The sequence below is a fragment of the Streptomyces sp. NPDC047315 genome (assembly GCF_040643215.1).
Classification (GTDB): Bacteria; Actinomycetota; Actinomycetes; order Streptomycetales; family Streptomycetaceae; genus Streptomyces.
On sequence record NZ_JBEYTZ010000023.1, the window covers coordinates 56,579 to 68,851 of the forward strand.

Consider the following 12,273-nt stretch of genomic DNA (forward strand, 5'->3'; position numbering starts at 1 on the left):
CACCGGATGCAGTACGCAGTGGGAGCTCCGCTGCCGCCCGACCACGGCCCGGGGCGGCCTCACGGCAGCTGGGCCGGTCAGCCGGCCGCCACCCCCTGGCCGGGGGCGGGACCGGTCGCCGCGGCGCACGAGCACGGTGCGGTGCCGCCCGGTGCACCCGTACCGCCGTCCGTACCCGCGTCGGTGGGCCCGCCGCCTCCCGTGCCGCCCGCCGCCGGGCCGGCCCCGGACGCACCGGTCGTTCCTCCGCCTGCGGGCCCGCCGCCGTCCCCGGCCCACAACGGGGCCGCCGCACCCCCCGCCCCCGCACCCGTGGCGCCGGAAGCGGGCACGGGCGCGACGACCCTGGCCGTACTGCTGATCGGCCCGGCGGGCGCGGGAAAGACCACTGTCGCCCGCTACTGGGCCGCCCGCCGCCGCGTCCCCACCGCCCACATCAGCCTCGACGACGTGCGCGAATGGGTCCGCTCCGGCTTCGCCGACCCCCAGTCGGGGTGGAACGAGCACTCCGAGACGCAGTACCGGCTGGCCCGCCGCACCTGCGGCTTCGCCGCCCGCAACTACCTCGCCAACGGCATCTCGTGCATCCTCGACGACGCCGTCTTCCCCGACCGCCCGGTGGTCGGCCTCGGCGGCTGGAAGCGCCACGTCGGCCCCGGCCTGCTCCCGGTCGTCCTGCTGCCGGGCCTGGACGTCGTCCTGGAGCGCAACGCGGCCCGCAGCGGCAACCGCCGGCTCTCCGACGAGGAGGTCGCCTCCATCCACGGCCGGATGGCCGGCTGGTACGGCTCGGGCCTGCCGATCATCGACAACTCGAAGTACGACGTCCAGACCACGGCCCGGGTCCTGGACGAGGCGCTGGCCCGCGCCATCGCCAGCCCTCCGTCCTTCTGACGGAGCCCGGCCGCTGAGCCCGGCCCGAGCTGAGCCCGGCCGCTGAGGACAGCAGCTGAGCCCGGCCCACCCCCCGGTCGGACGTCCCGCCGAGCCGAGCCGGACGATCACTCGTACGCTCGATGCATGGCAGAGGTGTACGCGGGCCGCCGCGACCGGCTGCGGGAGCGGTGCGCGGGCAGCGGCGGGGGAGCCCTGATCTCCCGCCCCGCGAACGTGCGGTACCTCGCCGGGGGAGCGCCCCCGGGAGCCGTTCTGCTGCTCGCACCCGACCAGGACGTGCTGCTCTGCCCCCGCACCCCCGAGCTGGAATCCGGGGACGGCCGGCCCGACGACGCGCTGCGGCTGACCGTCCTGCCCGAGGACGGCCCCGACCCGGCGGTCGCCGCGGCCGAGCTGGCGAGCCGGGCGAAGGCGGAGGCCCTGGCCGTCGAGGAGCACCACCTCACGGTGGCGCGCCACCGGGCGATGCGCGCCACCGCGCCCCGACTGCACCTGATCGACACCGGGCTCGCCGTGGAGCGGCAGCGGATCGTGAAGGACGAGGAGGAGATCGCCTGTCTGCGCATCGCCGCGGAGATCACCGACCAGGCCCTCGGCGAACTGCTGGAGTCCATCCTGGTGGGGCGCACCGAGCGGCACCTCGCGCTGGAGCTGGAGCGCAGACTGGTGGACCACGGCGCCGACGGGCCCGCCTTCGCCACCTCGGTGGCCACCGGCCCGAACTCCGGCCGCCGCGGACACCGCCCCTCCGACCGGCGCGTGGAGGAGGGCGACTTCCTCACCGTCTGCGTCGGCGCCGACTACCGCGGCTACCGCTGCGAGATCGGCCGCACCTTCGTCATCGGCACCACCCCGGCGGACTGGCAGATCGAGCTGTACGACCTCGTCTTCAGCGCGCAGCGGGCCGCCCGGGAGTCCCTGTTGCCGGGGATGGCGTGCTGCGACGTGGACCTGGCGGCGCGCCAGATCCTGGACGGCGCGGGGCACGGCGCCGGCCTGGCGCCCCTCACCGGGCACGGCGTGGGTTTGGAAATCGACGAGGACCCCCAGTTGACTCCCGTGGCCATGGGTAAACTGGACGCTTGCGTGCCGGTCACCGTCGAACCGGGGGTCCACCTTCCGGGCCGGGGCGGGGTCCGGATCGATGACACGCTCGTCGTACGCCAGGAGGCGGACGGCGGACCCGAGCTACTCACCATCACGACCAAGGAGCTGCTCGCGCTCTAGCGGCGCGTTCCTTCGCAGCCCCCGGGTCGTCCACGTCAGTCCAGGAGATTCCGCAACCGTGGCTTCCACGAACGACCTCAAGAACGGCATGGTGCTCAAGCTCGACAACGACCAGCTGTGGTCCGTCGTCGAGTTCCAGCACGTCAAGCCCGGCAAGGGCCCCGCCTTCGTGCGCACCAAGCTCAAGAACGTGCTGTCCGGGAAGATCGTCGACAAGACGTTCAACGCCGGCGTGAAGGTCGAGACGGCCACCGTCGACCGCCGCGACATGCAGTTCTCGTACATGGACGGCGACTACTTCGTCTTCATGGACATGCAGACGTACGACCAGCTCCACGTCGAGCGCAAGGCCGTCGGCGACGCCGCCAACTTCCTGATCGAGGGCTTCGAGGCCACCGTCGCCACCCACGAGGGCTCCGTGCTCTACGTGGAGCTGCCGGCCGCCGTCGAGCTGGTCATCGCGGAGACCGAGCCGGGCGTCCAGGGCGACCGCTCCACCGGCGGCACCAAGCCCGCCAAGCTGGAGACCGGCTACGAGGTGCAGGTCCCGCTGTTCATCACCACGGGTGAGAAGATCAAGGTCGACACCCGCTCCGGCGACTACCTCAGCCGGGTGAACAACTAACCGTGGCGGCTCGCAGCAAGGCCCGTAAGCGCGCCTTCCAGATCCTCTTCGAGGCCGACCAGCGCGGAGTGTCCGTGCCGACCGTCCTCGCCGACTGGATCCGGCACTCACGGACCGACGACCGGCAGCCCCCGGTCAGCGAATACACGATCGAACTCGTCGAGGGGTACGAGCAGTACGCGACCCGGATCGACGAGCTGATCGTCACCTACGCGCGGGACTGGGACCTCGACCGCATGCCGGCCGTCGACCGGAACATCATCCGACTCGGCGCCTACGAGCTGGTCTGGGTGGACGGGACGCCGGACGCGGTGGTGATCGACGAGGCGGTGGAGCTCGCCAAGGAGTTCTCCACCGACGACTCCCCGTCGTTCGTGAACGGCCTCCTGGGCCGGCTCAAGGACCTCAAGCCGTCCCTGCGGCGCGACGGCGACTGAGCGCAGCGTCAGGGCGTACGGCACGGGCCCGGGGCGGAGGCGAGACCTCCGCCCCGGGCCCGCCGTCCGTTCGCGTACGGGAAGGGCACACGGCCCCCGCACGGGCCGCTTGCCGCCCGCGCACGGCCCCGCGTACCCCGGACGACAGCACGCCCGAGGGCGGACCCCTGGTGGGATCCGCCCTCGGGCGTGACGTTTCTCCGGTGGCAGGGCCGACGGTGCAGCGCTGCTCGGGGAAAGGGCTCAGCCCTCCTCGTGCGTCACCGCGCGACGCGCGTCCGCGTCGAGGACGCCCCAGCTGATCAGCTGCTCGGTGAGGACCGAAGGGGACTGGTCGTAGATGACGGCGAGCGTGCGCAGGTCGTCCTGGCGGATCGACAGCACCTTGCCGTTGTAGTCGCCGCGCTGCGACTGGATCGTGGCGGCGTACCGCTGGAGGGGGCCGGCCTTCTCCGCCGGCACGTGCGCCAGCCGCTCCAGGTCCAGCACCAGCTTCGGCGGCGGCTCGGCCGCGCCGCCCGGGGTGGTGCCCGGCAGGAGCTCCTGCACCGGCACCCCGTAGAAGTCCGCCAGCTCGGCCAGGCGCTGCACGGTCACGGCGCGGTCCCCGCGCTCGTACGAACCGACGACGACGGCCTTCCAGCGGCCCTGGGACTTCTCCTCCACGCCGTGGAGGGACAGCCCTTGCTGCGTGCGGATGGCGCGGAGCTTGGCCCCGAGCTGCTTTGCGTATTCGCTGGACATATAGCTCCCGGACGCTGTGACAACGTGCGGCTCCGCCGCGCGGCTGGTGACTCACTGTGAGGTTACGCAGAGTGATCTGCATGCGTCAAGCCGAACGGGTCCAGACCGGTTCATTGTCATGATCAAGACTGGAATCGGCCCTGGTCCGGACCAGGGGCACCCCCTCCCCCGGGAGGTTCGCCCGAATGGCCCTGGTACGGTGGGGAGCGCATTGACCGACGTCCTTTAAGGTCCGTCCCGTGAGGCGGAGAAGGAGGTCCTTTTCCCATGGACACCAACAGCCGTGCAGACGGCTCCGATGCGGCCCGGCCCGTACTGGAAGCCCCCGACATCGCGCGGGTGCTGACCCGCATCGCCCACGAGATCGTCGAACGCGCCAAGGGCGCCGACGACGTGGTGCTCCTCGGCATCCCCACCCGCGGCGTATTCCTCGCCCGCCGGCTCGCCGACAAGCTGGAGCAGATCACCGGACGCACCATGCCGGTCGGCTCCCTCGACATCACCATGTACCGGGACGACCTGCGCCTGCGGCCCGCCCGTGCGCTGGCCCGCACCGAGATCCCCGGCGAGGGCGTCGACGGCAGGCTGGTCGTCCTCGTCGACGACGTGCTCTTCTCCGGCCGGACCATCCGCGCCGCCCTGGACGCCCTCGGCGACATCGGCCGCCCCCGCGCCGTACAGCTCGCGGTCCTCGTCGACCGCGGCCACCGGGAGCTGCCCATCCGCGCCGACTACGTCGGCAAGAACCTGCCCACGTCGCTGCGCGAGACGGTCAAGGTGCTGCTCCGCGAGGAGGACGGCCGCGACACCGTGCTGCTCGGCGTGCGCGAGCCGCGCGAAGACGCGAGCGCCCCGCAGGGCGCCGCTCAGCGCTGACCCCGCCGCACCCGCACCGCCCACCGACCCGCACGGCCCGCGGCACCCGCGCGCCCGTGCGTCCGTACGCCCCCGGGGCGGGCCACATCCCCGCACGCCGACCGAGCCACCCACCGGAGCCCACCAGATGAAGCACCACCTCATCTCGGCCGCCGACCTCACGCGTGACGACGCCGTCCTGATCCTCGACACCGCCGAGGAGATGGCCCGCGTCGCTGACCGGCCGATCAAGAAGCTGCCCACCCTCCGCGGGCGCACCGTCGTCAACCTCTTCTTCGAGGACTCGACGCGCACCCGGATCTCCTTCGAAGCCGCCGCCAAACGGCTCTCCGCCGACGTCATCAACTTCTCCGCCAAGGGGTCGTCGGTCTCCAAGGGCGAGTCCCTCAAGGACACCGCCCTCACCCTGGAGGCCATGGGAGCCGACGCGGTCGTCATCCGCCACCACGCATCCGGCGCGCCCTACCGGCTGGCCAACTCCGGCTGGATCGACGGCGCGGTCGTCAACGCCGGCGACGGCACCCACGAGCACCCCACCCAGGCCCTGCTGGACGCCTTCACGGTGCGCCGCCGGCTGGTCGGACCCGACGCCGGCATGGGCCGCGACCTGGCCGGCCGCCGCATCACCGTGGTCGGTGACGTGCTGCACAGCCGGGTCGCCCGCTCCAACGTCCTGCTGCTGCACACCCTCGGCGCCGAGGTCACCCTGGTCGCCCCGCCCACCCTCGTCCCGATCGGCGTCGAGAGCTGGCCGTGCGAGGTCTCCTACGACCTCGACGCGGTGCTGCCCAAGTCCGACGCCGTGATGATGCTCCGGGTCCAGCGCGAGCGGATGAACGCCGCCTTCTTCCCCACCGAGCGCGAGTACGCCCGCCGCTACGGCCTCGGCGGCGAGCGCATGGCCAAGATGCCGGAGCACGCCGTGGTGATGCACCCCGGCCCGATGAACCGCGGCATGGAGATCACCGCCGAGGTCGCCGACTCCGACCGCTGCACCGCCGTCGAGCAGGTGGCCAACGGCGTGTCCATCCGCATGGCCGTCCTCTACCTGCTGCTCGGCGGCAACGAGTCCGCCGCCGCCCACACCCGCACCGAGCCCGTCCGCACCGAGCCCGTCCGTACCGAGGAGACCCCGTAACCATGAGCAAGATCCTTATCCGAGGCGCCCAGGTGCTCGGCGGGCAGGCGCAGGACGTCCTGATCGACGGCGAGACGATCGCCGAGGTCGCCGAGCGCATCGAGCCCGGCGACGCCACCGTGGTCGAGGCCGCGGGGCAGGTCCTGCTGCCCGGCCTCGTCGACCTCCACACCCATCTGCGCGAGCCCGGCCGCGAGGACTCCGAGACCGTGCTGACCGGCACCAAGGCCGCGGCCGTCGGCGGCTTCACCGCCGTGCACGCCATGGCCAACACCTTCCCCGTCGCGGACACCGCCGGCGTGGTCGAGCAGGTCTACCGGCTCGGCAAGGAGTCCGGCTACTGCGACGTCCAGCCGGTCGGTGCGGTCACCGTCGGACTGGAGGGCAAGCAGCTCGCCGAGTTGGGCGCCATGCACGACTCGGCCGCCGGGGTGCGGGTCTTCTCCGACGACGGCAAGTGCGTCGACGACGCGGTGATCATGCGCCGCGCCCTGGAGTACGTGAAGGCGTTCGACGGCGTCATCGCCCAGCACGCCCAGGAGCCCCGACTGACCGAGGGCGCCCAGATGAACGAGGGCGTCGTCTCCGCCGAACTCGGACTCGGCGGCTGGCCCGCGGTCGCCGAGGAGTCGATCATCGCCCGGGACGTGCTGCTCGCCGCCCACGTCGGCTCCCGGGTGCACATCTGCCACCTCTCCACGGCCGGCTCGGTCGAGATCGTCCGCTGGGCCAAGTCCAAGGGGTGGCACGTGACCGCCGAGGTCACCCCGCACCACCTGCTGCTCACGGACGAACTGGTGCGCAGCTACAACCCGGTCTACAAGGTCAACCCGCCGCTGCGCACCGAGACCGACGTGCTCGCCCTGCGCGAGGCGCTGGCCGACGGCACGATCGACTGCGTCGCCACCGACCACGCACCGCACCCGCACGAGGACAAGGACTGCGAGTGGGGCGCCGCCGCCATGGGCATGGTCGGCCTGGAGACCGCACTCTCCGTCGTCCAGGAGACGATGGTGGACACCGGACTGCTCGACTGGGCCGGCGTCGCCGACCGGATGTCGTTCCGCCCGGCCCGCATCGGCCGGCTCGACGGCCACGGCCGGCCGATCTCGGCCGGTGAGCCCGCCAACCTCACGCTCGTCGATCCGGCATACCGTGGAGCGGTGGACCCCGCGGGCTTCGCCTCCCGCAGCCGCAACACCCCCTACGAGGGCCGTGAGCTGCCGGGACGCGTCACCCACACCTTCCTGCGGGGCCGGGCAACGGTCGTCGACGGGAATCTGGCGTGACATCACTCACCACCATCGCAAGCGTCCACCTCGCCGCGGAGGCGGAGAAGAAGTCCGCGGAGGTGACCGACTGGGCGGCCCGCATCGGCTGGGTCGTCGGGCTGCTGATCTTCATCGCCCTGGTGTACTGGCTGATGCGCCAGGGCTGGAAGTGGCGCGGCAGCCTCCAGTCGGACCTGCCCGCGCTGCCCAGCGCGCCGGACGCCCCCGGTGAGCCGCTGCGGACGTCGACCGGCCGCTACCACGGCTCCACCACCGCCGGGCAGTGGCTCGACCGGATCGTCGCCCGCGGGCTCGGCGTCCGCAGCCGGGTCGAGCTGACCCTCACCGACGCCGGACTCGACGTCGTCCGCCCCGGCGCGACCGACTTCTTCGTCCCCCGGTCCGCCCTGCGCGAAGCCCGCCTCGACAAGGGCATCGCCGGCAAGGTCCTCGCCGAGGGCGGACTGCTCGTCGTCACCTGGGAACACGGCGGCACGCTGATCGACTCCGGCTTCCGCGCCGACCGGTCCGACGAGCACGCCGACTGGGTGACCGCCCTGAACCACCTGATCCACACGACGGAAGGCGCACGATGACCACCTCCACCAGGGGAGTCGCTTCGACGAGGAGCACCACCCCCGCCGTACTCGTCCTGGAGGACGGCCGGACCTTCCGCGGTCGCTCCTACGGGGCCGTGGGGGAGACCTTCGGCGAAGCGGTCTTCAACACCGGCATGACCGGCTACCAGGAGACCCTGACGGACCCCTCGTACCACCGACAGGTCGTCGTGATGACCGCGCCGCACGTCGGCAACACCGGCGTCAACGACGAGGACGACGAGTCACGGCGCATCTGGGTGGCCGGCTACGTCGTCCGCGACCCCGCCCGCATCCCCTCCAACTGGCGCGCCCGGCGCACCCTCGACGCCGAGCTGACCGCCCAGGACGTCGTCGGCATCAGCGGCGTCGACACCCGGGCGCTCACCCGCCACCTGCGCGAACGCGGCGCGATGCGCGTCGGGATCTTCTCCGGCGCCGCCCTGGCCGACGAGGAGACCCTGCTCGCCCGGGTGCGGCAGTCCCCCCAGATGAAGGGCGCGGACCTGTCCGCCGAGGTCGCCACCGAGCAGACCTACGTCGTCCCCGCGATCGGCCCGAAGCGCTTCACCGTCGCCGCCATCGACCTCGGCATCAAGGGCATGACCCCGCACCTGATGGCCGAGCGCGGCATCGAGGTCCACGTGCTGCCCGCCACCGCCACCGTCGAGGAGGTGTACGCGGTCCAGCCCGACGGCGTCTTCCTCTCCAACGGACCCGGCGACCCCGCCACCGCCGACCTCACCGTGGTCAAGGCGGTCCTGGCCAAGGAGACCCCCCTCTTCGGGATCTGCTTCGGCAACCAGCTCCTGGGCCGCGCCCTCGGCTTCGGCACCTACAAGCTGAAGTACGGCCACCGCGGCATCAACCAGCCCGTCCAGGACCGCACCACCGGGAAGGTCGAGGTCACCGCCCACAACCACGGCTTCGCCGTCGACGCACCCCTCGACGCCGTCTCCGACACCCCCTACGGCCGCGCCGAGGTCTCCCACGTCTGCCTCAACGACGACGTGGTCGAGGGCCTGCGCCTGCTCGACCGGCCGGCCTTCAGCGTCCAGTACCACCCCGAAGCGGCAGCCGGCCCGCACGACGCCGCCTACCTGTTCGACCGCTTCGTCTCCCTGATGGAGGGCCAGCGTGCCTAAGCGCACCGACATCCAGTCCGTCCTGGTCATCGGCTCCGGCCCGATCGTCATCGGTCAGGCCGCCGAGTTCGACTACAGCGGAACCCAGGCGTGCCGCGTCCTCAAGGCCGAGGGCCTGCGCGTCGTCCTGGTCAACTCCAACCCGGCCACGATCATGACCGACCCGGAGATCGCCGACGCCACCTACGTCGAGCCCATCACCCCGGAATTCGTCGAGAAGATCATCGCCAAGGAGCGCCCCGACGCGCTGCTGCCCACCCTCGGCGGCCAGACCGCGCTGAACACCGCGATCGCCATGCACGAGCAGGGCGTCCTGGAGAAGTACGGCGTCGAGCTGATCGGCGCCAACGTCACCGCCATCCACAAGGGCGAGGACCGCGACCTGTTCAAGGAGGTCGTGGAGGCCGTCCGGACCAAGACCGGCCACGGCGAGTCCGCCCGCTCGGTGATCTGCCACTCCATGGACGACGTCCTGAGCGGCGTCGACACCCTCGGCGGCTACCCCGTCGTCGTCCGCCCCTCCTTCACCATGGGCGGCGCCGGCTCCGGCTTCGCCCACGACGAGGAGGAGCTGCGCCGCATCGCCGGCCAGGGCCTCGCGCTCTCCCCGACCACCGAGGTGCTCCTGGAGGAGTCCATCCTCGGCTGGAAGGAGTACGAGCTGGAGCTGATGCGCGACAAGCACGACAACGTCGTGGTCGTCTGCTCCATCGAGAACTTCGACCCCATGGGCGTGCACACCGGCGACTCCATCACGGTCGCCCCGGCGATGACCCTGACCGACCGCGAGTACCAGCGGCTGCGGGACATCGGCATCGCGATCATCCGCGAGGTCGGCGTCGACACCGGCGGCTGCAACATCCAGTTCGCCGTCAACCCCGACGACGGCCGGATCATCGTCATCGAGATGAACCCGCGGGTCTCCCGCTCCTCCGCGCTCGCCTCCAAGGCCACCGGCTTCCCCATCGCCAAGATCGCCGCGAAGCTGGCCGTCGGCTACACGCTGGACGAGATCCCCAACGACATCACCGAGCAGACCCCGGCCTCCTTCGAGCCGACGCTCGACTACGTCGTGGTGAAGGCCCCCCGGTTCGCCTTCGAGAAGTTCCCCTCCGCCGACGCCTCCCTCACCACCACCATGAAGTCGGTCGGCGAGGCCATGGCGATCGGCCGCAACTTCACCGAGGCGCTGCAGAAGGCCCTGCGCTCCCTGGAGAAGAAGGGCAGCCAGTTCGACTTCGCCACGCCCGTCGCCGACCTCGGCGACAAGGACGAACTGCTCCGCGAGGCGGTGCGTCCCACCGACGGCCGGATCAACACCGTCATGGCCGCCATCCGCGCCGGGGCCACCGCCGACGAGGTCTTCGCGGCCACGAAGATCGACCCGTGGTTCGTCGACCAGCTCTTCCTGATCAAGGAGTACGCGGACGAGCTGGCCGCCGCCGACGAACTCACCCCCGAGCTGCTCGCCGAGGTCAAGCGGCACGGCTTCTCGGACGCGCAGATCGCCGCCGTCCGCGGGCTGCCCGAGGACGTGGTCCGCGAGGTCCGCCACGCGCTGGGCGTGCGCCCCGTCTACAAGACCGTCGACACCTGCGCCGCCGAGTTCGCCGCGAGGACGCCGTACTTCTACTCCTCGTACGACGAGGAGACCGAGGTCGCGCCGCGCGACAAGCCCGCCGTGATCATCCTCGGCTCCGGCCCCAACCGCATCGGCCAGGGCATCGAGTTCGACTACTCCTGCGTCCACGCCTCCTTCGCGCTCAGCGACGCCGGCTACGAGACCGTGATGGTCAACTGCAACCCCGAGACCGTCTCCACCGACTACGACACCTCCGACCGGCTCTACTTCGAGCCGCTCACCCTGGAGGACGTCCTGGAGATCGTGCACGCCGAAGCCGCGGCCGGACCGATCGCCGGCGTCGTCGTACAGCTCGGCGGCCAGACCCCGCTCGGCCTCGCACAGGCCCTGAAGGACAACGGCGTGCCCGTCGTCGGCACCCCGCCGGAGGCCATCCACGCCGCCGAGGACCGCGGAGCCTTCGGCCAGGTCCTCAAGGAAGCCGGGCTCCCGGCGCCCAAGCACGGCACCGCCACCACCTTCGCCGAGGCCAAGGCCATCGCCGACGAGATCGGCTATCCGGTCCTGGTGCGCCCCTCCTACGTGCTCGGCGGACGCGGCATGGAGATCGTGTACGAGGAGGCCCGCCTCCAGGCGTACATCGCCGAGTCCACCGAGATCAGCCCCACCCGCCCGGTCCTCGTCGACCGCTTCCTCGACGACGCCATCGAGATCGACGTCGACGCGCTCTACGACGGCGAGGAGCTGTACCTCGGCGGCGTCATGGAGCACATCGAGGAGGCCGGCATCCACTCCGGCGACTCGGCGTGCGCCCTGCCGCCGATCACCCTCGGCGGCTACGACGTCAAGCGGCTGCGCGCCTCCACCGAGGCGATCGCCCGCGGCGTGGGCGTCCGCGGACTGATCAACATCCAGTTCGCCATGGCCGGGGACATCCTGTACGTGCTGGAGGCCAACCCGCGCGCCTCCCGCACCGTCCCCTTCACCTCCAAGGCCACCGCCGTGCCGCTGGCCAAGGCCGCCGCCCGCATCTCGCTCGGCGCCACCGTCGCCGAGCTGCGCGCCGAGGGCCTGCTGCCGGCGACCGGCGACGGCGGCACCCTGCCGATGGACGCCCCGATCTCCGTCAAGGAGGCCGTGCTGCCGTGGTCGCGCTTCCGCGACATCCACGGCCGCGGCGTGGACACCGTCCTCGGCCCGGAGATGCGCTCCACCGGCGAGGTCATGGGCATCGACTCGGTCTTCGGCACCGCCTACGCCAAGTCGCAGGCCGGCGCGTACGGACCGCTGCCCACCAAGGGCCGGGCCTTCATCTCGGTGGCCAACCGGGACAAGCGCTCGATGGTCTTCCCCGCCCGCGAGCTGGTCGCCCACGGCTTCGAGCTGCTGGCCACCTCCGGCACCGCCGAGGTCCTCAAGCGCAACGGCATCGGCGCCACCGTCGTGCGCAAGCACAGCGAGGGCGAGGGGCCGAACGGCGAGAAGACCATCGTGCAGCTGATCCACGACGGCCAGGTCGACCTGATCGTGAACACCCCCTACGGCACCGGGGGCCGCCTCGACGGCTACGACATCCGCACCGCCGCCGTGGCCCGCTCCGTCCCGTGCCTCACCACGGTCCAGGCGCTCGCCGCCGCCGTCCAGGGCATCGAGGCGCTGGGACGCGGAGACGTGGGAGTGCGCTCCCTCCAGGAACACGCACGACACCTGACCGCGGCCCGCGACTAGCAGGGAG

General features: G+C 71.9%; 11 protein-coding genes. 10 read left to right on the plus strand and 1 reads right to left on the minus strand.

Going from position 1 to position 12,273, the window contains the following annotated elements:
• Positions 1-6 precede the first annotated feature (6 nt).
• From ABZ842_RS25265 to nusB, 4 genes are all read left to right on the plus strand, one after another.
• Complete coding sequence (locus ABZ842_RS25265) at positions 7-894, plus strand: AAA family ATPase (RefSeq protein WP_361541108.1); 888 nt, start codon at positions 7-9, stop codon at positions 892-894.
• A gap of 126 nt (positions 895-1,020) precedes the next feature.
• Positions 1,021-2,124, plus strand: coding sequence for an aminopeptidase P family protein (locus ABZ842_RS25270; protein ID WP_361540859.1), 1,104 nt, complete (start codon positions 1,021-1,023; stop codon positions 2,122-2,124).
• Between the two features lie 58 nt (positions 2,125-2,182).
• On the plus strand, positions 2,183-2,749 hold the full coding sequence (gene efp, locus ABZ842_RS25275; protein ID WP_361540862.1) for an elongation factor P: 567 nt from the start codon (positions 2,183-2,185) through the stop codon (positions 2,747-2,749).
• Between the two features lie 2 nt (positions 2,750-2,751).
• Positions 2,752-3,186: a transcription antitermination factor NusB gene (gene nusB / locus ABZ842_RS25280; protein WP_361540865.1), complete on the plus strand. Its 435-nt coding sequence runs from the start codon at positions 2,752-2,754 to the stop codon at positions 3,184-3,186.
• Between the two features lie 243 nt (positions 3,187-3,429).
• On the opposite strand, the gene bldD is transcribed toward nusB, so the two are convergent.
• Positions 3,430-3,930, minus strand: a complete 501-nt coding sequence (gene bldD, locus ABZ842_RS25285) for a transcriptional regulator BldD (RefSeq protein ID WP_361540868.1) — start codon at positions 3,928-3,930, stop codon at positions 3,430-3,432.
• 267 nt (positions 3,931-4,197) lie between these two features.
• Between bldD and pyrR the strand changes: the two genes are divergently transcribed.
• From pyrR to carB, 6 genes are all read left to right on the plus strand, one after another.
• Positions 4,198-4,806, plus strand: a complete 609-nt coding sequence (pyrR, locus tag ABZ842_RS25290; protein WP_361540871.1) for a bifunctional pyr operon transcriptional regulator/uracil phosphoribosyltransferase PyrR — start codon at positions 4,198-4,200, stop codon at positions 4,804-4,806.
• Positions 4,807-4,933: 127 nt separating this feature from the next.
• On the plus strand, positions 4,934-5,944 hold the full coding sequence (locus tag ABZ842_RS25295) for an aspartate carbamoyltransferase catalytic subunit (RefSeq protein ID WP_361540874.1): 1,011 nt from the start codon (positions 4,934-4,936) through the stop codon (positions 5,942-5,944).
• A gap of 2 nt (positions 5,945-5,946) precedes the next feature.
• Positions 5,947-7,233 carry a dihydroorotase gene (locus ABZ842_RS25300; protein WP_361540877.1) on the plus strand — a complete coding sequence of 429 codons (1,287 nt, stop codon included), beginning with the start codon at positions 5,947-5,949 and terminating at the stop codon, positions 7,231-7,233.
• Positions 7,230-7,811, plus strand: a complete 582-nt coding sequence (locus ABZ842_RS25305) for a hypothetical protein (RefSeq protein ID WP_361540880.1) — start codon at positions 7,230-7,232, stop codon at positions 7,809-7,811. Before ABZ842_RS25300 ends, ABZ842_RS25305 begins: the two co-directional genes overlap by 4 nt.
• Entirely contained in the window at positions 7,808-8,956 is a 1,149-nt protein-coding gene (gene carA, locus ABZ842_RS25310; RefSeq protein ID WP_361540883.1) for a glutamine-hydrolyzing carbamoyl-phosphate synthase small subunit, read from the plus strand. Before ABZ842_RS25305 ends, carA begins: the two co-directional genes overlap by 4 nt.
• Positions 8,949-12,266 (plus strand): carbamoyl-phosphate synthase large subunit, encoded by a 3,318-nt coding sequence (gene carB / locus ABZ842_RS25315; RefSeq protein ID WP_361540886.1) that lies wholly within the window; start codon positions 8,949-8,951, stop codon positions 12,264-12,266. The genes carA and carB overlap by 8 nt, the downstream gene beginning before the upstream one ends.
• Positions 12,267-12,273: the final 7 nt, after the last annotated feature.

Coding starts and splice junctions, on each gene's coding strand:
- bldD (WP_361540868.1), bottom strand. CDS start 3,930: ATGTCCAGCGAATACGCAAAGCAGCTCGGGGCCAAGCTCCGCGCCATC.
- ABZ842_RS25270 (WP_361540859.1), top strand. CDS start 1,021: ATGGCAGAGGTGTACGCGGGCCGCCGCGACCGGCTGCGGGAGCGGTGC.
- ABZ842_RS25300 (WP_361540877.1), top strand. CDS start 5,947: ATGAGCAAGATCCTTATCCGAGGCGCCCAGGTGCTCGGCGGGCAGGCG.
- pyrR (WP_361540871.1), top strand. CDS start 4,198: ATGGACACCAACAGCCGTGCAGACGGCTCCGATGCGGCCCGGCCCGTA.
- carA (WP_361540883.1), top strand. CDS start 7,808: ATGACCACCTCCACCAGGGGAGTCGCTTCGACGAGGAGCACCACCCCC.
- ABZ842_RS25295 (WP_361540874.1), top strand. CDS start 4,934: ATGAAGCACCACCTCATCTCGGCCGCCGACCTCACGCGTGACGACGCC.
- ABZ842_RS25265 (WP_361541108.1), top strand. CDS start 7: ATGCAGTACGCAGTGGGAGCTCCGCTGCCGCCCGACCACGGCCCGGGG.